This window comes from Pseudomonas sp. PME37.24/006 (genome assembly GCF_055556635.1).
This window is the reverse complement of record NZ_JBVHNL010000004.1, coordinates 448,477-471,415: the sequence shown is the minus strand read 5'-3', so window position 1 is coordinate 471,415 and position 22,939 is coordinate 448,477. Positions and strand designations below refer to the sequence as shown.

General features: G+C 62.7%; 18 protein-coding genes. 16 read left to right on the top strand and 2 right to left on the bottom strand.

Annotation, left to right across the window (positions count from 1 at the left end; translation table 11 throughout):
* Positions 1 to 24: 24 nt before the first annotated feature.
* The 10 genes from ACZ3GY_RS18285 to ACZ3GY_RS18240 all read left to right on the top strand — a co-directional run bounded on the left by ACZ3GY_RS18285 (position 25) and on the right by ACZ3GY_RS18240 (position 13,469).
* A complete protein-coding gene (locus tag ACZ3GY_RS18285; RefSeq protein WP_465911432.1) occupies positions 25 to 3,054 on the top strand; it encodes a serine/threonine-protein kinase in 3,030 nt (1,009 codons plus the stop codon).
* The gene (locus ACZ3GY_RS18280) at positions 3,054 to 3,770 is read left to right on the top strand and encodes an ABC transporter ATP-binding protein (RefSeq protein WP_465911431.1); all 717 of its coding nucleotides are present in this window, start codon (positions 3,054 to 3,056) and stop codon (positions 3,768 to 3,770) included. The genes ACZ3GY_RS18285 and ACZ3GY_RS18280 overlap by 1 nt, the downstream gene beginning before the upstream one ends.
* A complete protein-coding gene (locus ACZ3GY_RS18275; protein ID WP_465911430.1) occupies positions 3,770 to 4,966 on the top strand; it encodes an ABC transporter permease in 1,197 nt (398 codons plus the stop codon). The genes ACZ3GY_RS18280 and ACZ3GY_RS18275 overlap by 1 nt, the downstream gene beginning before the upstream one ends.
* Complete coding sequence (locus ACZ3GY_RS18270; RefSeq protein WP_465911428.1) at positions 4,959 to 6,659, top strand: formylglycine-generating enzyme family protein; 1,701 nt, start codon at positions 4,959 to 4,961, stop codon at positions 6,657 to 6,659. Before ACZ3GY_RS18275 ends, ACZ3GY_RS18270 begins: the two co-directional genes overlap by 8 nt.
* Before the next feature lie 156 nt (positions 6,660 to 6,815).
* The gene (gene tagQ / locus ACZ3GY_RS18265) at positions 6,816 to 7,694 is read left to right on the top strand and encodes a type VI secretion system-associated lipoprotein TagQ (RefSeq protein ID WP_465911426.1); all 879 of its coding nucleotides are present in this window, start codon (positions 6,816 to 6,818) and stop codon (positions 7,692 to 7,694) included.
* A 441-nt stretch (positions 7,695 to 8,135) separates the two neighbouring features.
* Positions 8,136 to 8,741, top strand: coding sequence for a c-type cytochrome (locus ACZ3GY_RS18260; protein WP_463562735.1), 606 nt, complete (start codon positions 8,136 to 8,138; stop codon positions 8,739 to 8,741).
* A 153-nt stretch (positions 8,742 to 8,894) separates the two neighbouring features.
* Entirely contained in the window at positions 8,895 to 9,524 is a 630-nt protein-coding gene (locus tag ACZ3GY_RS18255) for a thiol:disulfide interchange protein DsbA/DsbL (protein WP_465911425.1), read from the top strand.
* A 23-nt stretch (positions 9,525 to 9,547) separates the two neighbouring features.
* The gene (locus ACZ3GY_RS18250; RefSeq protein WP_463562733.1) at positions 9,548 to 10,408 is read left to right on the top strand and encodes an endonuclease/exonuclease/phosphatase family protein; all 861 of its coding nucleotides are present in this window, start codon (positions 9,548 to 9,550) and stop codon (positions 10,406 to 10,408) included.
* A gap of 1 nt (position 10,409) precedes the next feature.
* Positions 10,410 to 12,383 carry a GGDEF domain-containing protein gene (locus ACZ3GY_RS18245; protein WP_465911423.1) on the top strand — a complete coding sequence of 658 codons (1,974 nt, stop codon included), beginning with the start codon at positions 10,410 to 10,412 and terminating at the stop codon, positions 12,381 to 12,383.
* A gap of 189 nt (positions 12,384 to 12,572) precedes the next feature.
* Positions 12,573 to 13,469: a peptidoglycan DD-metalloendopeptidase family protein gene (locus tag ACZ3GY_RS18240; protein WP_465911421.1), complete on the top strand. Its 897-nt coding sequence runs from the start codon at positions 12,573 to 12,575 to the stop codon at positions 13,467 to 13,469.
* Between the two features lie 57 nt (positions 13,470 to 13,526).
* Here the strand turns inward: ACZ3GY_RS18240 and ACZ3GY_RS18235 are convergent, their stop codons facing one another.
* Positions 13,527 to 14,270, bottom strand: coding sequence for an endonuclease/exonuclease/phosphatase family protein (locus ACZ3GY_RS18235; protein ID WP_465911420.1), 744 nt, complete (start codon positions 14,268 to 14,270; stop codon positions 13,527 to 13,529).
* A gap of 502 nt (positions 14,271 to 14,772) precedes the next feature.
* On the opposite strand from ACZ3GY_RS18235, the gene ACZ3GY_RS18230 reads away from it, so the two are divergent.
* From ACZ3GY_RS18230 to ACZ3GY_RS18205, 6 genes are all read left to right on the top strand, one after another.
* Positions 14,773 to 16,263 (top strand): aldehyde dehydrogenase, encoded by a 1,491-nt coding sequence (locus ACZ3GY_RS18230; RefSeq protein ID WP_465911418.1) that lies wholly within the window; start codon positions 14,773 to 14,775, stop codon positions 16,261 to 16,263.
* 41 nt (positions 16,264 to 16,304) lie between these two features.
* Positions 16,305 to 17,678 carry an aspartate aminotransferase family protein gene (locus ACZ3GY_RS18225; RefSeq protein ID WP_465911417.1) on the top strand — a complete coding sequence of 458 codons (1,374 nt, stop codon included), beginning with the start codon at positions 16,305 to 16,307 and terminating at the stop codon, positions 17,676 to 17,678.
* Positions 17,679 to 17,814: 136 nt separating this feature from the next.
* Positions 17,815 to 18,801 carry an ABC transporter substrate-binding protein gene (locus tag ACZ3GY_RS18220; RefSeq protein WP_465911416.1) on the top strand — a complete coding sequence of 329 codons (987 nt, stop codon included), beginning with the start codon at positions 17,815 to 17,817 and terminating at the stop codon, positions 18,799 to 18,801.
* Between the two features lie 112 nt (positions 18,802 to 18,913).
* Positions 18,914 to 19,717 carry an ABC transporter permease gene (locus ACZ3GY_RS18215; RefSeq protein WP_465911415.1) on the top strand — a complete coding sequence of 268 codons (804 nt, stop codon included), beginning with the start codon at positions 18,914 to 18,916 and terminating at the stop codon, positions 19,715 to 19,717.
* Positions 19,718 to 19,734: 17 nt separating this feature from the next.
* Positions 19,735 to 20,538 carry an ABC transporter ATP-binding protein gene (locus ACZ3GY_RS18210; protein WP_465911844.1) on the top strand — a complete coding sequence of 268 codons (804 nt, stop codon included), beginning with the start codon at positions 19,735 to 19,737 and terminating at the stop codon, positions 20,536 to 20,538.
* A 1-nt stretch (position 20,539) separates the two neighbouring features.
* A complete protein-coding gene (locus ACZ3GY_RS18205; RefSeq protein ID WP_465911414.1) occupies positions 20,540 to 22,171 on the top strand; it encodes a GMC family oxidoreductase in 1,632 nt (543 codons plus the stop codon).
* Here the strand turns inward: ACZ3GY_RS18205 and ACZ3GY_RS18200 are convergent.
* The gene (locus ACZ3GY_RS18200) at positions 22,168 to 22,923 is read right to left on the bottom strand and encodes an outer membrane beta-barrel protein (protein ID WP_465911413.1); all 756 of its coding nucleotides are present in this window, start codon (positions 22,921 to 22,923) and stop codon (positions 22,168 to 22,170) included. The genes ACZ3GY_RS18205 and ACZ3GY_RS18200 overlap by 4 nt on opposite strands.
* Positions 22,924 to 22,939 lie beyond the last annotated feature (16 nt).

Genomic DNA, 22,939 nt, shown 5'->3' with positions numbered 1-22,939 from the left:
GGATGGCCTCGGAAGACCAATAGCATGGACATGCAAATACCGGGTTACGACATCGAACGCGAGCTGGGCGATGGTGCGATGGCCGTGGTCTACCTGGCTACACAGCGTTCCCTCGACCGCAAGGTCGCGCTGAAGATCATGGCGGCCTCGCTGGCGGCCGACCCGACCTTCTGCGAGCGCTTCCTGCGCGAGGGCAAGACCCTGGCGCGGCTGTCGCACCCGAATACCGTGACCATCCACGACATCGGCAATGTCGGTAGCCTCTACTACATGGCCATGGAGTACCTGCCCAACGGCACCCTCAAGGAGCGCATCAGCGCGGGTCTGAGTATCGATCAGGGGTTGGTGTGGATTCGCCAGATCGCCTCGGCCCTTGGTTACGCTCATGCCCAGGGCATGGTTCACCGTGACGTCAAACCGGCCAACATCCTGTTTCGCGCTGACGGTACGGCGGTACTCAGCGACTTCGGGATCGCCAAGGCGCTGGACGACCGCACCCAGTTCACCCAGGCCGGCTTCGCCGTCGGTACGCCCAGCTACATGAGCCCGGAACAGGCCCGTGGTCTGGATATCGATGGCCGTGCCGATCTCTACGCCCTCGGCGTGGTGTTGTACGAAATACTCACCGGCAAGCTGCCTTACATCGGCAGTGATTCGCTGTCCACGGCCCTGGCGCATCTGACCGAGCCTTTGCCGGCGCTGCCCATGGTGCATGGCCGCTACCAGCCGATTCTCGAGCGCCTGCTGGCCAAGGATCCCAACGAGCGCTTCGCTGATGCGGCGCAGTTGATTGCCGCGCTCGATCGCCTGCAGGTGCCAGCCGCTGCCGCCGACGATGCCACCCGGTTCCAGCCGCTGGTGCTGCCACCCGTCGCCGAGGTCAAGGGCGACACCAGCGTGCCGCCGCTGGCAGCGGTTTCCGTGGAAATACCGACCCACGCACCGGCGGCGGATACCGCCGTGCCGCCGCCGCGTCCACAGCCCTCGCCGCTGGCGTCATCGGTACGTGAAGGCAACGTAGGCTACAGCAAGAAGCCGCTGATCCTCGGCGCCTCCCTGGTCGGCGTGCTGTTGCTGGCCGGTTGTGGTTACTGGCTGTTCGGCTCCGACAGCACGCCGCCAGCCTCGCCGCCGGTAGCCGGCCAGCCGGCTCAACCCCAGGCACAGCCAAGTGGCGAGGCAGGGCCGATCTCGGCGGTGGTGGACAGTGATGGTGGCGATCGCCCGCTGCTCATGCCGGGCAAGAAGACCCTGTTCCAGCGCGTGCTGAGCAAGCCTGGCGCCAAGCTGGCCGATACGGCCGGTGCCAGCAGCGGCAAGGATACGCCGGCGTTTTCGGTGTTCTACGTGTATGCCCGGCAGGACATCGACGGCCAGCCGTGGCTGCAGATCGGTGCCTCCAGCGACGGGCGCCGCGATGGCTGGTTGCCGGCCACGGCGGTGAGCGACTGGAAGCAGAGTCTGGTGCTCAAGTTCACCGAACGCTCCGGTCGCGCTCCGGTGATGTTCGTGCGTGACGCCTCGGCCCTGGAGCAGTTGCTGGCCGAGCCGGCCCGCGCTCGCGAGGCGCTGCGTGAAGCGCTGAAGGGTACCGGCCACAACGTGGTGGCGGTCGAGCCTGGCGGCAGTGCGGTGCCGCAGGATCAGTTCTACCTGCTGCCGATCTTCGATTCGGAGGAAACCTTCGACGCCAACGGCCAGCCGCTGCAACTGCTCAATGTGGCCTCCATCGACCCGGGCAATGCCCCGCAGAGCCAGGGTGAAAGCGCGCCAGCGGCAATACCGGAGGGGTTCAGAACGGCCATCGTGCTGGTGGTCGACACCTCGGTGTCGATGCAGCCCTATATCGACCGAGTACGCGACGTCGTCCACGAACTACAGGGCCAGATCGCCAATCGTGGCGATTTGGACAGCGTCAGCTTCGGCATGGTCGGCTTCCGCAGCAATACCGCCAAGACGCCGGGCCTGGAGTACACCGCCAAGACACTCGTGTCTCTGCAACAGGGGCGTGATCCCGAGCGTTTTCTGCAGCTGGCGCAGCAGATCAAAGCCACCGACGTGTCCAGCCATGACTTCAACGAAGACGCCTTCGCCGGCGTCATGCAGGCCGTCGACGGCATGGACTGGAATGGCTACGGCGGTCGTCTGATCTTGCTGGTCAGCGATGCCGGCGCGTTGCGCAAGAGCGATCCGCTGGGGCTGACCAAAATGAACGAGGCGGAGGTACGCGAGGCGGCGCTGCGCAAGCAGATCAAGATCTATGCCCTGCACCTGAAGACCGCCACCGGCAAGCGCAATCACGGCTTCGCCGAGCAGCAGTACCGCAGCCTCACCGCCGACCCCAACCCGCGTATCGGCGACCTTTACGTTCCGGTGGCCGGCGGTGATGTGAATGCCTTCGGCAGTCGCGTGACGGAGATCGGCAGCGCGTTCGCCGATCTGGTGCATCAGGTGCGCAGCGACAACAGTCTGCCCGAGCCCAAGGGCGGCGCCAGCATCGCCGACAAGTCCGCTGCGGTCGGCTACGCCATGCACATGGACTTCCTCGGCCATCAATCCGAGGCGCGGGCGCCCCAGGTAGTCACTGCGTGGACCAGCGATCGTGATATCACCGATCCTGCATTGCCGGCCTTCCAGGTCTGCGTGCTGCTGACCAAGCTGCAGCTCAACGATCTGCAGCAGTCGCTGCGCATGGTGGTCGATGCGGCGCGGCGTACGCAGAGCTCGCCCAAGGATTTCTTCCAGGAAATCGCCAGTGCCAGTGCCCATATGAGTCGCGATCCGTCGGCCATGGTCAAGGGCGCCAACCTGGCCCAGAGCGGCGTGCTGGGTGAGTATCTGGATGGTTTGCCCTACCGCAGCAAGGTGCTGAACATGAGCCAGGATCTGTGGTTGTCGCTCAGCGTGGCCGAGCAGGAAGATTTCATCGACGAGCTGGATTCGAAGATCCAACTCTACGAGACCTTCCACAACGATACCGCCAACTGGGTGCGTTTCGGCGATGCGGCTCCGGGAGACGCGCTGTATCGCGTGCCCCTGTCGACTCTGCCCTGATGCTCACCCTTGGCGCGATCAGCAAGACCCGTGGGGCCGAAGGGCAGCGCTATCGCCTGGAAATTCCCGGCCTGGCGTTGCGCGCCGGACAGCGGATCGCCCTGATCGGCCCCAGCGGCAGCGGCAAGAGCACGGTGCTCGATCTGCTGGCGCTGGCCTTGTCGCCTGACTCGGGCGGCAGCCTGCGCTGGGACGACAGCGTGCAGTCTCTCGATCTCGCCGAACTGTGGCGTCTTGGCCGGCATGACGAGCTGGCAAAGCTGCGCGCTCGCGCCTTCGGCTATGTGCTGCAGACCGGTGGGCTGCTCGGTTTTCTGAATGTACGCGGCAATATTCAGCTACCCCGCGAACTCCTGGGGTTGCCAATGGACGGTGCGGTCGAGCAATTGGCCGAGCAACTGGGGATTACCGATCTGCTCGACCGGCAGCCGGGACGGCTTTCCGTCGGTCAACGGCAGCGCGTCAGTATCGCCCGCGCCCTGGCTCATCGTCCTGACATCGTGTTGGCCGACGAGCCGACCGCATCGCTCGACCCCCTGAACGCCGAGCGCGTCATGCAGTTGCTGGTCGAGCAGGCGGCGGTGCGTGACCTGTGCCTGGTGATCTCCACTCACGACGAAGCACAGGCCGTGCGCTACGGGCTGACACCCATGCGCCTGACGGTGGAGCAGCGCAGCGACGGCGTGGTGGCTGCACGGTTGGGGGAGGCGGGCTGATGCGTCTGGGTCTGTTCGCGCGGCTCGCATGGCAGGATTATCGCTGCGATGCGCGCCTGTCCTGGTGCGCGATCCTCGCGCTGGCGGCCGTCATCGCCCCGTTGCTGGTGCTGTTCGGCCTCAAGTTCGGCCTGGTGACGACGCTTACCGAGCGCCTGGAGCGTGACCCCGGCGTTCGCGAAGTCATTCCGCTCGGCGGTGCCCGCTACAGCCTGCAGGCCATCGAGGCACTGGCCCTGCGTGACGACGTGGCGTTCGTGATCCCGCGAACCCGGCAGATAGCCGCCACCGCCGAGTTGCAAAGCGCGGGGCAGGCCCTCACCGTGGAAATGCTGCCCACTGCATCTGGCGATCCGCTGCTCGGCACCTTGCCTGCGCCGGCCGGCAGAGACGCCGTGCTGCTCAGCCAGAGCGCGGCGGAGAAACTCGGCGTCACGGCGGGGGACACCCTCGAGGCAGGCTTCGGGCGTACCGTGCAGGGCGCGCCGCAATACGCGCGTGCCCGCCTGCAGGTGCAGGCGGTACTGCCGCTGGCAGCATTCTCGCGCGACGCACTGTTCGCCTCGTTGCCGCTGCTGGAGGCGGTGGAGGATTATCGTGATGGCCTGGCAGTCGTCGATTTCGGCTGGCCGGGAGCGCAGGCCACGGTGCGGTCGGAGCGGGTTTACCCCGGCTTTCGCCTGTATGCCCGTGATCTCGATGGTGTGGAAAGCCTGCGCCTGCACTTCCAGCAGGCGCGGCAGGCCGTGGTGACCCAGGCCGAAGCAGTGGCTCAGGTTCGCACCCTGAGCCGCAACCTGGCGTGGATTTTCTGGTCGGTGGCCTGCCTGTCCCTGGCCGGAGCCTTCGCCGCACTTACCGCCAGTACCTTGGGCGCAGTGGAGCGCAAGCGTCATGAATTGGCGGTGCTACGCCTGTTGGGTTTCCCCGCAGCAGCGCTGGTCGCTTTCGTGGTTCTGCAGGCGCTGTACACCGGGATTGCCAGCCTGATGCTGTCGGCGCTGTTGTACGGCATCGCGGCGAGCGGCCTGAATCTGCTGTTCCAGTCGGCGTCCGGCGAATATGCTTGCCGACTGTTGTTCTCTCATTACCTGCTGGCGGCACTGGCAACGCTGCTGTGCTGCATGCTTGCGGCAGCCGCTGGCGGCTGGCGGGCGGCCTACCTGGAAGCCTCGGAAGGATTGCGTCATGTATAAGGTGCTGAGTGCCGCGCTGGTTCTAAGCTGTTTCACTTGTGTCGCCCGGGCCGAGGCGGATGCCGATCCGCTCTACAATCCCAAGCCGCTGAAAGGCGACGTCAGCCTGCCGCTACCCTGCGAGGGGCAGATGGTCTTCCGGCATGTCTACGTGCTTGCCAAGGGCTCGCTGGACGACCGTGAGGTGACCCTCGGCTACCCCTTCAGCGAAGGTGAACCGGGCTATCAGCAGTCGTTCATCTCCGGCTACCGACGCGACTACATCAATGGCCAGTTCACCCTCAGCGACCTCTCCAAGGACTGGCAGGCCAACGTCCGCGGTGAGCTGCCCAAGGCCGACGGGGTGACGCCGCTCAAGCCGATGCTGTACTTCATCGGCAAGTACGAAGTGACCCAGCGGCAGTACGATCTGGTCATGGCCCAAGCCCCGGCGCTGGCCGGAGAGGGCGAGGCGCCGGCCTGCGAGGCGCCGTCCGGAATGGCGGGGCGGCTGCCCAAGGTCAATCTGTCGCGATTCGACGCCGAGCGTTTCGCTGCGCTCTACAGCGCCTGGTTGCTCAAGCATCACCGTGATCTGCTGCCGGTCAGTGGTCGTAGCGGCAATCGCGAAGACGGTGGCCAGGGCTTCGTGCGCCTGCCTACCGAAGTGGAGTGGGAATACGCTGCCCGAGGCGGCCATGCGGTCAGCCGCCAGCAACTCGAGGCGCGCCTGTTCCCACGCCCGGTGGAGGGCAGCGACAGCGACGGGCCGCTTGGCGACTGGGCGGTGTTCAATCAGGTATCCGGCGGCACCGGGCAGAACGCGCGGCTGTTGCCCATTGGCCTGAAAAAGCCCAATCCGGTCGGTCTGTTCGACGTGGTCGGCAACGCTGCGGAGATGGTTCAGGAGTCGTTCCAGCTGGTGCACGCGGGACGTCGTCAGGGCACCTACGGCGGCTTCGTGGTCAAGGGCGGCAACTACCTGGAAGGGGAGATGACCCTCTTTACCGGCATGCGCCGCGAGTACCCGTTATTCGCTGCCGACGGTACCGAGCAACGTAACGAAACCACCGGCTTCCGTGTCTCCATCGGTGCCTTGTCGGCACCACGTTCGCGTTACAAGGAACTGTTTGCGCAATGGAAGGACGAAGGACGAGTGAGTACGCTCACCGACGAGATCGACGAAGAACAGGACGCCACCAAACTACTCGATGGCCTGATCGCCAACAGCGACGATCCGCAGCTGCGTGACCGCCTGGCGATCGTCAATGAGGAGCTCAAGCGCAGCGTGTCGCTGATTGCCAAGCAGCGCGAGGATGCGGCAGGCAACCTGATCCAGTCGGCGGCGCTGGTAGCCGAGACGATCAACAACTACAACATTCGCCTGACCAATTTACGCAAGAGCCGTGACGAAGCTCGCAGTGCCAAGGATGAAGCCTCGGCGAAACTGTTCGAAGCGGCGATGGCCAATGGGCGCAGTGCGCTGGACGGTGCGCTGGCGATCTACATCGACAACCTGGACAACGGCACGCGTTACAGCAATGCGGTCATCCAGGCGCAGTTCCAGCGCACCAAGGAGGAGCTGGCGCGCAAGCCGGTACTGGGTAAAAGTCTGGTGAACCGGGCTACGCTGTTCGTGCGACATGTCGGCGAATACCGCAAGAACCGCAAGGCCGACGCGGACGTGATTCTGAAACAGCTATTGGCACCCTGACGACACCAGCGTGCAGCGAGGGATAGCCGATATGGGTTATTGACCTAGCGAGTTTTGAAAGTAACTCTGACGGCTTTTGCCGTGATCAAGCAGGCGGTTGTCATGCGACGCAGCCTGAATGGAATAAACACTCACTCAAGTACGAGATCGACGACGATGCAAAATCCCAACAAGGTCCCCGCTTTTTCCTCGATACGCACTGCGCTGCTTTCCGCCGTCACCTGCGCCAGTGTGCTGCTGGTCGGTTGCGCCGGCTCGCCGAGCTCCCAGGTCGCCGCGACCACCAAGGCGGAGTTCTTTCCGCAATGCTACGAGCCTGTGAAGCAACTGCGCAGCTCGGAAGACGCGATGAGTCGCAGTGTCGCCATCGGCGCCGTGACCGGCGGCCTGATGGGCGCCCTCGGCGGTGCTCTGGTCGACGATGAGAAGCGTGGTCGCAACGCCGCCATCGGCGCAGCCGGTGGTGCCCTGGCCGGTGGTGCGGTGGCCTACTATAGCCAGCGTCAGCAGCAGATCACCGACGACAACGCGCGCTTGGCTTCCTATGCCGCCGACATCGAAACCAACAACCAGAACATCGACCGCAACATCCGTTACGCCAGCGCTGCACAGAGCTGCTACCAGCAGGCGTTCACTCAACTGCGTGCCGATCGCAAGGCGAACAAGATCAGCGACGCCGATGGTCGTACGCGCCTGGCGGAAATCGTCAGTGGTCTGAACGAAACCAATGCGCTGCTGGCCAAGGTGGACGGCCGTACTGGCGAGAACGTCAGCACCTACACCCAGGCATACGAGAAGGATCTGCAGACCGTTGGCGTCGAGCGCAAGGAAGTGACCAAGGTGGCCACTGCCAAGCAGCCTAAGGCGACCACCAAGGTCACCAAGGAAGTCATCAACACCGAGCAATCCCTGCAGAAGGCCCAGGCCAAGCAGAAGGAAAGCCAGCAGGTGGCCAGCCGAGGCCGCACGCTGGTGAGCGATGTGTGCAACAACCCGGATATGGGTGACTGGGCGCCGGCCAGCTGCAAGGCCTGACACCTGGCTGTATGAAAAACCGCGCCTGGCGCGGTTTTTTTATGCCTGCCGGCTAGCTGCCAGGCAGAAAATTTCGTTTGTCTGTAGCTCCCCTGCCGAGCGACCCACGGCCCTGGCCTGCAACGGCGTTCGTATAGACTGCTTCGACAGCACGACAACAGCACACCGTTGACGGCTCCCTCATCATGAATGTGCACGGGGGATTGATGCCGGTCACTATCGGCTGCGCTGCACTGGGCAATCATGGCGGGTGCCGAGTGGGTGACCAGGCTGTTGGGGGCAGGGCGACGTGCTGATGGAGGCGTTTCCCGGTGAATGCATGCCGCCCCAGAGTTCGTGCAGAAACGCACGGTTTGAGTCTCTGCGCACTGCCGTGCATCACGCGGCGGGCGAATCGCCCCGGTTCATAACACTTCTCTCTTAGCCGTTTTGGATTAGCTGATGAACAAGATGATAGTGAGTCTGCTGGTGGCGCTGGGTCTGGTCGGTGCTGTTCAGGCTGCAGGCGATCCGGTTGCGGGGCAGGCGAAGACCATCGTCTGCGGTGCCTGCCATGGGCAGGATGGTAACAGCCCTCTGCCGAACTTCCCGAAACTGGCCGGCCAGGGCGAGCGCTATCTGCTCAAGCAGATGCAGGACATCAAGTCAGGCGCCCGGCCAGTGGTCGAGATGACCAGCATGCTCGAGCCGCTCAGTGACCAGGACATGGCCGATGTGGCGGCCTATTACGCCAGCCAGAAAATCTCCGTCGGCGCCGCTGATCCAGCCTTGGTGGCGCGCGGTCAGGATCTTTTTCGTGGCGGCAAGCTGGCGGAGGGCATGCCGGCCTGTATCGGCTGCCACTCGCCGGATGGCAGCGGCATCAGTACTGCCGGCTACCCTCATCTGGGTGGGCAGCACGCTGACTATATCGCCAAGCAGTTGACCGCCTTCCGTGAAGGCGAGCGCAGCAACGATGGCGATAGCATGATCATGCGCGACATCGCCGCCAAGCTCAGTAACAAGGACATTCAGGCCATCTCCAGCTACGTCCAGGGCCTGCACTGAGGCATTGATCGGCGTTTACATACCGGTAACGAAAAAGGGTGGTCTTGACTGCCCTTTTCCGTTTGCGAGGCGGCTACAATGGACGGAACCTGCCGGGTGGCTATCCAGTCGAAGCGAAGCTGTCCGCAGTACCCTCATAGCAAGGAGTCATGCATGCGTAATCTGATCCTTTCCGCGGTTCTGGCTGGTGCCAGCCTGTTCGGCGTTGCTGCTCATGCCGCCGAAATCGAAGCTGGCAAGCAGTATGTCGAGCTCAGCAATCCGGTACCAATTTCCAAACCCGGCAAGATCGAAGTCGTCGAGCTGTTCTGGTATGGCTGCCCGCACTGCTACCAATTCGAGCCGACGCTCAACCCATGGGTCGAAAAGCTTCCGGACGACGTTAACTTCATCCGTATCCCCGCTCTGTTCGGTGGCGTATGGAACGCCCACGGGCAGATGTTCCTGACCCTGGAAAGCATGAAAGTCGAGCACAAGGTGCACAACGAAGTGTTCCGTGCGATTCACCAGGAAGGCCGCAAGCTTGCTACCCCTGAAGAAATGGCGGATTTCCTGGTCACTCAGGGCATCGACCGTGACGCTTTCCTGAAGGCATTCAACTCCTTCGGTGTGAAGAGCCAGATGGAAAAGGCCAAGAAACTGGCCATGGCTTACCAGATCAATGGCGTACCGGTGATGATCGTCAACGGCAAATACCGTTTCGATATCTCCAGCTCGGGTGGCCCGGAGCAGACTCTGCAGGTCGCTGATCACCTGATCGCCAAAGAGCGCGCTGCCAAGTAATCGGCCTATTCGGAGCGCCTGCCATGTTGCGCCGCCGTTCGATGCCCCGTCAGGCTGGCCTGTGTGATCCACAGGTCAACCCTGACTGCACCCCAGACGGCGATTGGCCGCAGAACGGGCGCTTGCGTCTGCTCAGCTTCAACATTCAGGTCGGTATCAGCACCGAGCGTTATCACCATTACCTGACCCGCGGCTGGCAGCACTTGCTGCCGCATCGGGGGCGCGCTGGCAATCTGCAGCGTATCGGTGATCTGCTCGGTGACTACGATATCGTGGCGCTGCAGGAAGCCGACGGCGGCAGCGTGCGCTCCGGCTTCGTCAACCAGATCGAACACCTGGCCCGTCTGGGCGCGTTCCCCTACTGGTATCAGCAGCTCAACCGCAATCTTGGCCGCTTTGGTCAGCACAGCAATGGGCTGCTCAGCCGCTTGCGTCCCTCGATCCTGGAAGATCACCCGCTGCCCGGCCCAGCCGGTCGTGGTGCGATTCTGCTGCGTATCGGCGAAGGTGACGACGCCATTGCGGTGGTCATGATGCACCTGGCGCTGGGGCCGCGTACCCGCACTCGGCAACTGGCCTATATCCGCGAGCTGATCAGCGGGTACCGCCATCAGATCCTGATGGGCGACATGAACACCCACGCTGCCGACCTGCTTGAGCATTCGCCACTGCGCGATCTCGGCCTGATCGCGCCGCAGGTCGAAGCGACCTTCCCGAGTTGGCGCCCGCAGCGTTGTTTGGATCACATCCTGCTCAGTCCGGGTCTGCACCTGGAGCGTTTCGAAGTACTGGCTCAACCGATTTCCGATCACCTGCCGGTGGCCGTTGAAATCCGCCTTCCCGATACATTGGGGCCGCTGCCTCCCGCGATACGGGAGGCTTAGCATGTCTGACGACGCCCAGCGTTGGCGCGAAAAGTATCTGTCCAATCTTGAGCAGCAGGAAAAGCTTGAGCGCCGTTGGGATTCGCGCGTCGACCTGCTGCGGCGCGGACTGGTGCGTAGTAGCCTGGCGGCCGAGGGGGCTGACAAGTTAGTCGACCAATGTATGCAGGATCTGCGCGAGATCCTTCGTCGTGACGATATGGATGCCGGGCTCAGCGCGCTGATTCCGCGGTTGGAAAAGACCGTGCTGGATTCCGAGCAGCGTCGTCAGCAACGGATCGAGCAGGTCGCCAGTGGGCTGTCGAACCTGGTCACGCAGTTGCTGAAGATGGATCTGCCGAACGACGTGCGCAAACCGCTCAAGCGTTATGCCAAGCAGGTTGCCGAGCGAGCGCGGCAATCCCGTGAGCTGCCTGCGCTACTGGCTGAACTGAGCCAGCTGCAGCAGCAGGCGTTGGGTGCTTTGGGAGCGGAGCAGGTCGAGCGACCGGGGTTTATCGAGCGTCTGTTTGGCAACCGTGATGGGACGACCCCGCCTACGTCACCTGACGCCGCGGTAGAGCCTGCGCTGGTTGCGCTGCCCTTACCGGTGCAAAACGCGCCTGTCGCTGTTGCGTTGGCCGAGCAGCCTGTTGCGCCAGCACCAGCACCAGCACCTGAGCCCGCGCTTGCGTTGGCGGCCGAGCCGCTGCCACACCCTGAGGTGGCTAAGCCCGCGCTCGTAACGGTCAATGCCGCCGCTGCCAACAGCGCGGTATTGCTCGACAGCCTGCCGTTGCTGTCCTCGTTGCTGATGCCGCCGCCTGCTGCCCAGCCTGCTCGTGAGCCGGTCGCTGAAGTGCCAGAAGTCGCCACGCTCGACGCGGCGCTGCCAGAAGAGGCGCCACTGTCCGACCCTGCCTATGCGCTGCCGGCTGCACCTGAGCCTGGCTACAGCGCTATTGCCGGCCACGTCGAAAGCAGTTTGCTCGGTTTGCTCGACGAGTTGCCGTTGCCTGATCGTCATCAGGCCCAGGCCGACGTGCTGCGTCAGCGCATCACCGCCGGTCTCAATATGTACGAGCTGGTACCGGTGTTGGACGACTTGGGCGTACTGATGCTGGCGATCGCCGACGTTGGTCAGCGCGAGTTCGAAGGCTATCTCAAGCAGCTCAATCAGCGCCTTGCGGCTTTCCAGGGCAGCCTGCGTGACGTGCACGCCGATTATGCCGACTCGACCCAGGCGGCCCGCAGCCTGGACAGCGAACTGCGTCAGCAGGTCGATGGCTTGCACAGCAGTGTGCTTGAAGCCACCGATCTGGACAGCCTCAAGAACCTGGTGGAAAACCGCCTCAGCGGTCTGCTCGGCACCATGGAGCAGTATCAGCAGCAGCGTGACGACCGTGAACAACAGGTGGGTGAGCGCCTGCAGACCCTGGTCGAACGGGTAGCGAGCATGGAGCTTGAAGCCAAGGGCTTTCGCGATCACCTCGAAGAACAGCGGCAGAAAGCGCTACTCGACCCACTTACCGGATTGCCCAATCGCGCTGCCTGGACGGAGCGCCTGGAGCTCGAATTGTCGCGCTGGCAGCGCTATGGCGGCGATCTGCTGCTGGCCGTGGTGGATATCGATCACTTCAAGCGCATCAACGACGACTTCGGTCACCTGGCCGGCGACAAGGTGTTGAAGATCATCGCTGGCGAACTGTTCAAACGGCTGCGCAAGACCGACTTCATTGCCCGTTTCGGTGGTGAGGAGTTCGTTCTGTTGATCCCCTCTACGCCCATGGACGGTGGCCTGAAACTGCTCGATACCCTGCGTACGGCGATCGAGAACTGCCCGTTCCACTTCAAGGGTGAGCGCGTGACCATCACCCTGTCTGGCGGCATCAGCTCGTTCAGTGCTGCGGAGCGTAGCGAGCAGGTGTTCGAGCGTGCCGACCAGGCGCTCTACCGGGCCAAGCGGGGCGGCCGCAACCGTATCGAGCAGGGCTAGGCCGGCAACGCGGTCACTGACTGTTCACCCCTCTGGGATTTATCCCCTTGAAGCGCGTTCTGTGCAGCAGGCACGGTAGGCTTGTGCCGGTTGTCGCAAAGCGCGCAGGTGCCTGTCGCCCGGCCAGCGAGACGCTGCTAGTCTTGCTTCGCCGAACACTCACACATAATCAAATCGACTCGAGTCGTTATGCTAGGGCGCTTCTCACTTATCCTGGGACTCTGTGCGTTTGCCTGTCAGGCAAGTGCGCTGACCGTCTACAAGTACACCGATGCCAATGGCGTGGTCACCTACAGTGATCAGGCTGCGCCCGGTGCGAAGGTGTTCGTGTTCAGCGACCGCATGGTCGAGAAACTCGATAACCAGGTGAAGCTGGAAACCCGCAAGCACGCTGCCGGCGAGACGCTGCTGGTGCGTAACGACCTGTACGCGCCGGTTCAGGTGGAGCTCAAACTCGAGAAGGTCGCCAACGCCAGTGGCGTACCGGCAAAACCGATCAGCTGGGTGCTGCCGCCGCGTAGCGAGATACGTCTGGCCACCCTGGCGCCGCTCGATCCCTCCAAGCCGTTGCGCTATACGCCGAAGCTGAGTTACGCCCTGGGTGACCCGCGGCTGCTGCCGACCAAGAATAGCTACCCACTGCCGTGGCAGGGTGGACCGTTTCGTCTGACTCAAGGTGCCAATGGCCAGTACAGCCATTTCACCCCCAAAGGTCGCTACGCCCTGGACATCGCCATGCCCGAGGGCACCCCGATCGTCGCCGCGCGTAGCGGAATCGTGGTGAAGACCGAGAACGCCCAGAGCGGGCGCGGAGACAACCCCTCCGGCAACTTCGTACGCATCCTCCACGACGACGGCACCATGGGCGTCTATTTGCACCTGATGCAGGGCTCGGTCAGCGTTCGTGAAGGCCAGCGCCTCGCCGCCGGAGCAGCCATCGGCCGTTCTGGCAATACTGGCAACAGTACCGGCCCGCACCTGCACTTCGTGGTGCAGCGCAACGTCGGCATGGCGCTGGAGTCGATTCCTTTCGAGTTCAGCCAGCCAGTGGACAGCCTACCCAACTTCGCCGTGGGCGGTGATTGAGCGCTCGGCAACCCCGCGTCCTCTCCGCCTTCAAGTGCCCTGTGGGCAAGTGCCGGCTCAGGCTTTGCTCAAGCGGCAACTGACTGCGCAGTGATCGGAGACGCCTGTACTCAGGCTGGCGTTTTCCAGCCGGTAGCCGGGCGTGTGGAACAGCCCGTCGACCATGAATGGAATGTCCCCGGCACGGTGTAGCGAGCCGTCGATGCTGCTGGTGTAATGCGCCGGTATGCCATCGATGAAGTGCTCGGCGATCATGTCGAAGGTGTCGCGTCCGCGCGGCGCGTTGAAGTCGCCCACCAGCAACAGATCGCCAGCCTGTTGTGCCTGCGCCTGAGCCAGCTGGATCAGCTTGCCGGCGCTTTCTCGCTGGTACGCCGTGGAGGTGCCGAGTGGGGTCACGTTGAGATGGGTCACGGCGATGCGCAGGCCGCGGACAGTGGCCGTCACCATGACTTCGGCGATGCTCAGCGGATCGGCAGTGCGCAGGCCCTGGGTGCTGAAGAAAGTCATTTCACGGATGCTTTGCGCGCTGCCTGAGTAGTACTCGGCGACTACGTCAGTCAATGCTTCGTCGCGGGCGATCATACCGATCCCGACCACATTCGCAGGGCCTTCCCCCGGATAGCGCACCATGGGCGCGAAGGACATGCGGCCGCCCATCAGGGCTTCGAAGAACGGAATGTCGCGCTCGCAGAGCTCCTGCAGGCAGAGCAACTCCGGGCGTTCACGATTGACGAAGGCCTCGACGCGCGGCAGGTGTCTGGAGCGTTCGATATTGATGGAAGCGATGTTGAGTGACATGGGATCAGTAGGCGATGAAGGCATGAAAGGCGGCGTGGAGCACGCATGGAGCGTGTCTGTGCGAAGGAGGCGCAAGTATATCAGAGGCCCTCACCGCCAATAGGACTCCACGCTCCTGCTCGCTAGCGGCCGGGCTATCGTTCGGCTCACCGCGATAGTCCATATGTCTGTCTGCTCTCCAGTTGCATAAAACGCGCTCGGCAGGATATTCGGCGCACTTTATTGGGGCGTTCCGGTCGCCTTCCGTTGCTAAGCAGATTGGCAAAACCCGTGAATCCTCTGTTTTTATTCACTGAATCAGTGGCTGTAATTGAGAGTGTTGATCTGCGCAGCAGAGGCTCGTCAAAAATGCTCGAAAGTGGTGCTTGGTGCTCTTTTTTAGCGCCCTGCAAGCCAGCTTTTTCGTATGTCCCGATGATATTTTTAATATTTTTCTATTGCCCATCCTTTACGCCACTATCGGTTCGCAGCAGCAATCAAGTGGCGAAAAAAGGGGATGGTGGTGTACGGACTCGGCGATTGGCAGCAACGTGCTCGGCAGCAACCTTTCATCAGCCAGGCGATCATTGGAGGCCGCCGAGTTGCAGCGCAGTCCGGTGCCACCTTCGCTTCAATCAACCCGGCCACCGGCCAACTGCTTGCCAACGTCGCGGCCTGTGATGCTGCCGATGTCGACCTGGCAGTGCGCGCCGCACGGCAATCCTTCGAGGCGGGAGACTGGTCGCAACGTGCGCCGGTCGAGCGCAAGCAGGTGCTGCTCAAGCTCGCTGAGTTGATTCTGGCCAATCGAGATGAACTGGCGCTGCTCGACTCGCTGAACATGGGCAAGCCGGTAATGGATGCCTGGAACATCGACGTGCCCGGCGCCGCTGGTGTGTTCCGCTGGTACGCGGAGAGCCTCGACAAGCTGTACGACGAAGTCGCGCCGACGGCCCGCAACGTGCTCGCCACGGTGACGCGTGAGGCGTTGGGCGTGGTTGCGGCAGTGGTGCCGTGGAATTTCCCTTTGGACATGGCCGCCTGGAAACTCGCGCCGGCCCTTGCCGCCGGTAACTCGGTGATCCTCAAACCCGCCGAGCAATCGCCGTTTTCCGCCTTGCGCCTGGCCGAGCTGGCGCTGGAAGCGGGCATTCCTCCAGGCGTATTCAACGTCGTGCCCGGCTTCGGCGAAAGCGCCGGCAAGGCCCTCGGTCTGCACATGGATGTCGACTGCCTGGCCTTCACCGGCTCCACCGAGGTCGGCAAGTTCTTCATGGCTTACTCGGCGCAGTCCAACCTCAAGCAAGTCTGGCTGGAGTGCGGTGGCAAGAGCGCCAATCTGGTGTTCGCCGACTGCCAGGATCTGGATCTGGCTGCAGAGAAAGCTGCCTTCGGCATTTTCTTCAATCAGGGCGAAGTCTGCTCGGCCAACTCGCGCTTGCTGGTCGAGCGCTCGATCCATGACCAATTCGTCGAGCGCCTGCTGAGCAAGGCCCGCGACTGGCAGCCGGGTGATCCTCTGAGCCCGAGCAGCCGCGCCGGCGCCATCGTCGAGACACGGCAGACCGCTCGGATCATGGCCTTTATCGACGACGCCCAGCGTGAGGGTGCGCAGCTGGTCTGCGGCGGGCGCCAGCTCAGCTTCAATGGCTCGGACAATTTCATCGAGCCGACGGTGTTCACCGGCGTTTCCCCCACCAGCCGGCTGGCCCGCGAAGAAGTGTTCGGCCCGGTGCTGGCGGTGATCCCCTTCGACAGTGAAGACGAAGCTGTGCAACTGGCCAACGACAGCATCTATGGCCTTGCCGCCTCGCTGTGGAGCGACGACCTCAATCGTGCCCATCGCGTGGCGCGTCGCCTCAAGGCGGGCACCGTGTCGGTCAACACGGTCGATGCCCTGGACGTGAGCGTACCGTTTGGCGGCGGCAAGCAATCCGGTTTCGGTCGCGACCTGTCACTGCACTCGTTCGACAAATACACCCATTTGAAGACCACGTGGTTCCAGCTGCGTTGAGCCATGCCCGTCGCGCCGAACCCGATCACAGGAGCCTTGCCATGACCGCCCCGAAACACAGCACGCAGCAATACCAGGCGCTGGATGCGGCCCACCATATCCATGCTTTTCTCGACCAGAAAACGCTGAACGAGAAGGGTGCTCTGGTGATCGCCAAGGGGCAGGGCCTGAACCTGTGGGATACCGATGGCAAACGCTATCTGGATGGCATGTCCGGGCTGTGGTGCACTGCGCTCGGCTATGGGCGTGCCGACCTGAATGCCGCTGCCAGTCGGCAGCTCGAAGAGCTGCCTTACTACAACCTGTTCTTTCACACCACGCACCCGCGGGTCGTGGAACTCTCCGAGCTGCTCTTCAGCCTGCTGCCAGAGCACTACAGCCACGCCATCTATACCAACTCCGGTTCCGAGGCCAACGAGGTACTGATTCGCAGTGTGCGGCGTTACTGGCAGATTCTCGGCAAGCCGCAGAAGAAGGTGATGATCGGCCGCTGGAACGGTTACCACGGTTCGACCCTAGGCAGCACCGCGCTTGGCGGCATGGGCTTCATGCACGAGATGGGCGGCATGCTGCCGGACTTCGCCCATATTGGTGAGCCGCACTATTTCGTCGAAGGCGGCGAGCTGAGCGAGGAGGCGTTTGGCCTCAAGGCCGCCCGCGAGCTCGAGGCGAAGATCCTCGAGCTGGGCGCGGAAAACGTCGCTGCCTTCGTGGCCGAGCCTTTTCAGGGTGCCGGCGGCATGATCTTCCCACCGGCCAGTTACTGGGCCGAGGTACAGCGCATCTGCCGTCAGTACGACGTATTGCTGTGTGCCGATGAAGTGATTGGTGGCTTCGGCCGCACGGGCGAGTGGTTCTCCCATCAGCATTTCGGTTTCGAGCCGGACACGCTGACCATCGCCAAGGGGCTGACCAGTGGTTACATCCCCATGGGTGGTCTGGTGTTCAGTGCGCGGATGGCTGAGGTGCTGGTGCAGCAGGGTGGCCTGTTCGCTCATGGCCTGACCTATGCCGGGCACCCGGTGGCGGCGGCAGTGGCCATCGCCAACCTCACTGCGCTGCGTGACGAGAAGATCGTCGAAACGGTGAAAACCGACACCGGCCCCTACCTGCACAAACTGCTGCGAGAGACCTTTGGCGGGCATCCGCTGATCGGCGATATCCAGGGTGTCGGCCTGGTTGCCGCGTTGCAGTTTGCTGAAGATAAAGGCACGCGCAAACGTTTCGCCAACGAGAACGACATCGCCTGGCATTGCCGCACCGTGGGTTTCGATGAGGGCCTGATCATTCGCTCGACCCTCGGCCGGATGATCATGGCGCCAGCGCTGGTCGCCACTCATGCCGAACTTGATGAGCTGGTGGAGAAGACCCGCCGCGCGGTGGACCGAACCGGGCGTGAACTGAATCTGCTGTAAACCAACGTGTTCCGTAGAGAGCGCTGAAGACTACTGTGCCGGCCCTAAGAGGCTGGCCTGCGATACGCCCTTGGCCCTTGGCCTGTCCCTGCCCCATGAAAACCAAAAACAAGCCAACAGGCTGTGGGAGTGCTTCATGAACAAGTCCTTGCGCCATCGTATCGTCCGCTCTTTTGCATGCACCGCTGTAGCTGCCGGCATGGCCGCCAGCGCCCAGGCTGGAACCCTGACTCTCGGGCACACCACCTGGGTCGGTTACGGCACGCTTTATCTGGCCCGTGACCTCGGCTACTTCAAGGAGCAGGGGCTGGATGTCGAGTTCACCGTGATCGAGGAGTCGGCCATGTACATGGCGGCTCAGGCCTCTGGCAAGTTGTCGGGCTCGGCGTCGACCATCGATGAAATCCTCAAGTATCGCTCGAAGAACTTCTGCTTCAAGGCGGTTGCCGCGCTGGACGAAAGTCACGGTGGCGACGGTGTACTGGTGGGTAACGAAGTGACCAGCCTGGAGCAGCTGAAAGGCAAGGCGGTGGCGGTCAACGAAGGTTCGGTATCGCAGTTCTGGCTGTCCTATCTGCTCAAGCAGAAGGGCATGAGCATGAGCGATCTGGAAATCCAGAACATGACGGCTGACGATGCGGCCACCGCATTCATCGCCGGCCGCATACCGGCGGCGGTGACCTGGGAACCGCACCTGTCGCTGGTCAAGGCGAAAGGGCAGGGCAAGGTGCTGGTCGACAGCAGCGAGACGCCCGGGGTGATCGTCGACGTGGTGGCGTTGTCCTGCGACGTGATCGAGAAGCAACCTGAAGATGTGAAGGCACTGGTCGCTGGCCTGTACAAGGCAGTCGAGTACACCAAGACCCATCCGCAGGAAGCCTACGAAATCATGGCCAAGGGCGTCGGCGGCTATCTGTCCGATCCGAAGGATCTGGCCGAGGCAGCCAAGGGCGTGAAGTTCTATGACCAGGCCATGAGCGAAAAACTGCTCGGCACTCCGGGAAAACCGGGCGACATCGCCGGCGTTATCAGCCTGGCCAACGAAACCTGGACCAGCCTGCAGGGCAAGCCTTACGCAGTGAGCTACGAGGACTTGGTGGATACCTCGTTCGTTACCCCGTAAGCGCTCCCCCCGCTGGCTGTTCACGCCACTGTCGCGATGCCTCCCGGCATTCGCGCGCGGTGTGAGGTGTGGCAGCCACGGGCTTCTCAAATACCTGCAACACGAGGTGGTCATGGCCACGCAAAAAACCTGGGCGCAGCGCTGTCTGACGCCGAAAGTAGAGCTGCCACGCAAGCTGGTGCTCGGCACTGGCGCCCTGTGCTGGCTACTGGTGCTCGGCCTGTGGGCCGTTCTGTCCTACGGCGGCGTGGTGCCGTCGATGTTTCTGCCAAACCCTGGTCAGGTCGTCGAAGCCGGCGTGCGCCTGGCCGGTGACGGCACCCTGAGCAAGCATGTGCTGGCCAGCCTGGAAGTGGTGCTGATCGGTTTCGCGGTTTCGTCTCTGGTCTCGGTGCCATTGGGCCTGTTGATGGGCAGCTTTCGCATCGTCCAGGCGTTCCTCGAGCCCCTGGTCAACTTCATCCGCTACCTGCCGGTGACCTCTTTCGTGCCGCTGTTCATCCTGTGGATCGGCATCGGTCTGGAGCAGCGCGTGGCGGTCATCATCTTTGGTGTGTTCTTCCAGCAGTTGGTGATGATTGCCGACGTGTCCAAGGGCGTGCCGCGAGATCTGATCAACGCCAGCTACACCCTCGGTGCAAATCGCCGCGACGTCGTGCTGCACGTACTCGGCCCGGCCTCACTGCCGGGCATACTCGATACCCTGCGAGTCACCATGGGCTGGGCCTGGACCTACCTGGTGGTGGCCGAGCTGGTCGCGGCCTCGAGTGGCCTCGGCTACATCAGCCTCAAGGCCATGCGCGGCTTCCAGGTGGACGTGATTTTCCTGGCCATCGCCATCATCGGCCTGCTCGGGCTGCTCACCGATCAACTGTTCCGCTTGCTTCGACTGAGGATTACCGCATGGGCGCAGTAGCCAAGAAACCCTACGTGATGCCCGCGCTCAGCGAGTACGCCGAGGTCACCGCACGCCTGCGTGTGGACAACGTCAGTCTGCGCTATCAGTCGCCCAACGGCGATACCTTCACCGCCCTGGATCGGGTTTCCTTCGAGGTACCGGATCAACAGTTCGCGGTAATTGTCGGCCCGTCCGGCTGTGGCAAGTCGAGCCTGCTCTACCTTACCGCCGGCCTCAATGAGCCCAGCGAAGGTGATATCTACGTTGGTGGCAAGAAGGTCGAGGGGCCAGGCGCCGATCGCGGCATGGTGTTCCAGGGCTATACCCTGTTCCCCTGGCTGACGGTACGCCAGAACATCGAATTCGGCCTCAAACGCCGTGGGCTCGCCAGTGGCGAGATCAATACCATCGTCGATTACTATCTGGGCGAGGTGGGGCTGGCCAAGTTCGCCGGGCATTACCCCAAGCAATTGTCCGGCGGCATGATGCAGCGCGTGGCGATTGCCCGCGCATTGGCGAACGACCCGCAGATCCTGCTGATGGACGAGCCCTTCGGTGCGCTCGACAGCCAGACGCGTCTGCAGATGCAGCAATTGCTGCTGCAGGTGTGGGGCAACAGCAAGAAGACCGTGGTGTTCGTCACCCACGATATCGACGAAGCCATCCTGCTTGCCGACCGCATCTACGTGATGGGCGCGCGCCCTGGGCGGATCAAGGAAATTCTCGACGTGCCCATCGACCGGCCGCGCAATCTGGACGTGGTCATGGAGCCGGAGTTCATCCGCATGAAGCGGCATATCCTCGGCCTGCTGCACGATGACATGGAGGCGGTGCACTGAAATGGATGACAGCTTCGACTACCTGATCGTTGGTGCCGGTTCCGCCGGCTGTGTATTGGCCAACCGCCTCAGCGCCGACCCTAGCGTGCGCGTGTGCCTGATCGAAGCGGGCGGCAGCGACGCCAGTCCGCGCGTACAGGTGCCGGCCGGCACCATCACCCTGTACAAGAGCCGCGCGTTCAGCTGGAACTACTTTTCCACACCGCAGCAGCATCTGGCCGGGCGCAGCCTGCACACGCCGCGCGGCAAGGTGCTCGGCGGCTCCAGCTCGATGAACAGCATGATCTACATCCGCGGCGATGCCAGCGATTACCAGCGTTGGCAGGCGGCGGGCTGCCCCGGCTGGAGCTGGCAGGACGTGCTGCCGTATTTCAAGCGCTCGGAAGGTAACCGTCTCGGTCAGTCGTTGCTGTATCACGGCACTCAGGGCGAGTTGCTGGTGGACAAGCCGCGCGATCCCAACCCGCTGTCCAGGGTTTATATCCGCGCAGCGGAGCAGTTGGGCCTGCGTCAAAACGACGATTTCAATGGCGGTACCCTGGAGGGCGTGGGTATCTACAACGTGACCCAGAAGAACGCCAAGCGCCTGTCCAGCTATCGGGCCTTCGTCCATCCGGTGCGTGAACGCAGTAACCTCACTGTGCTCACGGGCTGCCAGGTGGAGCGGCTGATCCTCGAGGGCGACCGCGTCACCGGCGTAGAGCTACAGCAGGGCGAACAGTGGCGTACCTTGCGGTGCCGTCGTGAGACCATTCTGTGTGCCGGCTCCCTTGGTTCAGCGCATCTGCTGCTGAAGTCCGGCATCGGCCCCAAGGCCGAGCTGGAGGCCGCCGGTGTGGCTTGCCGGGTTAATCTGGCCGGTGTTGGCAAGAACCTCCAGGATCATGTTGATGGCCTGGTTACCGTGCGCTCGAAGAGCCCGCTATCGCTGGGCTTCTCCCTCGGTTCGCTGCCCAAGGTGCTGGTGTCGCCGTTCAAGTACCTGGCGCAGAAGATGGGCTGGCTGACCACCAACTACGTCGAGGCCGGCGGCTTTGCCCGTACGCCGTTGGCCGAAGCGTTGCCCGATGTGCAGATGCATTTCGTACCCGGTTATCGCAGCCACCGTGGCCGGCTGTTCGAGTGGGGCCATGGCTACGCCATCCATACCTGCGTGCTGCGCCCGAAGAGCATCGGTGAGGTGCGTCTGGGGGCGGGACGCAGCCTGCTTGTCGACTTCAACTTCTTCAGCGATGAAGCGGACGCGCGCGTATTGATCGAGGGTGTGAAACTGGCGCGCAGGATTCTTGCCCAGCCAGCCTTCGATAGTTCGCGTGGCGTCGAGATGTTGCCAGGATCAGCGGTGCAGACGGATGAGCAGTTGCTGGTGCATTTGCGCGAGTGCGCGGCCACCGTGTTTCACCCGGTTGGTACCTGCAAGATGGGCACTGACGAGATGGCGGTGGTGACACCCACACTGAAGGTACGCGGTATGGAGAACCTGCGGGTTGCCGATGCTTCGATCATGCCGACGCTGATCAGCGGTAACACCAACGCGGCGTGCATCATGATCGGCGAGCGTGCGGCGGATTTCATCCTGAGCAGCGAGGTACCCAGTCTGACGACCAGGCACTCGCTTGTGCAGGAGGCTTAGAACGCCAGGCCGACTTTCAGGCCAATTTGCTCTTGCTTGAGCTTGCTGCGCTGAGCCAGCTCGGAGTTGCTGTCCAGCTCGTAGCGGGTCTGGGTGTAGTACAGGCTGGTGCTGATCGGCAGGTTGTTGATGCCTTTGTTCCACAGCACGCTCAGTTCGCCGTACGGGTTGACCTTGTTTTTCAGGTCAACGGACTCGCTTTCACCGTCGACCTTCAGGCGCGACTCGGCGTCCACGGAGTAGCGTGCCCCGACTTCCAGACGCACTGTGTAGTCGTTGGTCAGGTAGTTGTAGCCCAGGCCGGCTTTGGCGAACGGTGATTTGCTGGTCAGCTTGACGTTGGAGTCGAACGGGCCGACGTCATCCTGCTCGATACGGCCCCAATCGTAGCCGCCGCCCACGATCACATCGACATACTGGTTGGCGCTCAGCGCTGCGCGCAGACCCAGGTCGATATCCGCACGCGCCGATTTGTATTCGACATCATCCTTGTCGCGGTACTGAGCTTCGATACCCGCCTGATAGATGAGTCCTTCCTGACCGGTCAGCTTGTTGCCGAAGGTGTAGAACAGGCCGCCCTGGTCGAGGCGTTCCTTGTCGCTGTCATCGTTCACGGTCAGTTTGTACTGGTTGTGCGAGCCGATGACACCGATGGTGGAGATCGGGTCGGTGATGGAGTCGGCGTAAGCGTGAGAAGCGCCGGCCAGGCAGAGGGCGAGTGCGGTTTTTGAAGTGATTGTATTGAGTTGCATGGCTGAATCCTTGGCA

Coding starts and splice junctions, on each gene's coding strand:
- ACZ3GY_RS18285 (WP_465911432.1), top strand. CDS start 25: ATGGACATGCAAATACCGGGTTACGACATCGAACGCGAGCTGGGCGAT.
- ACZ3GY_RS18280 (WP_465911431.1), top strand. CDS start 3,054: ATGCTCACCCTTGGCGCGATCAGCAAGACCCGTGGGGCCGAAGGGCAG.
- ACZ3GY_RS18275 (WP_465911430.1), top strand. CDS start 3,770: ATGCGTCTGGGTCTGTTCGCGCGGCTCGCATGGCAGGATTATCGCTGC.
- ACZ3GY_RS18270 (WP_465911428.1), top strand. CDS start 4,959: ATGTATAAGGTGCTGAGTGCCGCGCTGGTTCTAAGCTGTTTCACTTGT.
- tagQ (WP_465911426.1), top strand. CDS start 6,816: ATGCAAAATCCCAACAAGGTCCCCGCTTTTTCCTCGATACGCACTGCG.
- ACZ3GY_RS18260 (WP_463562735.1), top strand. CDS start 8,136: ATGAACAAGATGATAGTGAGTCTGCTGGTGGCGCTGGGTCTGGTCGGT.
- ACZ3GY_RS18255 (WP_465911425.1), top strand. CDS start 8,895: ATGCGTAATCTGATCCTTTCCGCGGTTCTGGCTGGTGCCAGCCTGTTC.
- ACZ3GY_RS18250 (WP_463562733.1), top strand. CDS start 9,548: ATGTTGCGCCGCCGTTCGATGCCCCGTCAGGCTGGCCTGTGTGATCCA.
- ACZ3GY_RS18245 (WP_465911423.1), top strand. CDS start 10,410: ATGTCTGACGACGCCCAGCGTTGGCGCGAAAAGTATCTGTCCAATCTT.
- ACZ3GY_RS18240 (WP_465911421.1), top strand. CDS start 12,573: ATGCTAGGGCGCTTCTCACTTATCCTGGGACTCTGTGCGTTTGCCTGT.
- ACZ3GY_RS18235 (WP_465911420.1), bottom strand. CDS start 14,270: ATGTCACTCAACATCGCTTCCATCAATATCGAACGCTCCAGACACCTG.
- ACZ3GY_RS18225 (WP_465911417.1), top strand. CDS start 16,305: ATGACCGCCCCGAAACACAGCACGCAGCAATACCAGGCGCTGGATGCG.
- ACZ3GY_RS18220 (WP_465911416.1), top strand. CDS start 17,815: ATGAACAAGTCCTTGCGCCATCGTATCGTCCGCTCTTTTGCATGCACC.
- ACZ3GY_RS18215 (WP_465911415.1), top strand. CDS start 18,914: ATGGCCACGCAAAAAACCTGGGCGCAGCGCTGTCTGACGCCGAAAGTA.
- ACZ3GY_RS18210 (WP_465911844.1), top strand. CDS start 19,735: ATGCCCGCGCTCAGCGAGTACGCCGAGGTCACCGCACGCCTGCGTGTG.
- ACZ3GY_RS18205 (WP_465911414.1), top strand. CDS start 20,540: ATGGATGACAGCTTCGACTACCTGATCGTTGGTGCCGGTTCCGCCGGC.
- ACZ3GY_RS18200 (WP_465911413.1), bottom strand. CDS start 22,923: ATGCAACTCAATACAATCACTTCAAAAACCGCACTCGCCCTCTGCCTG.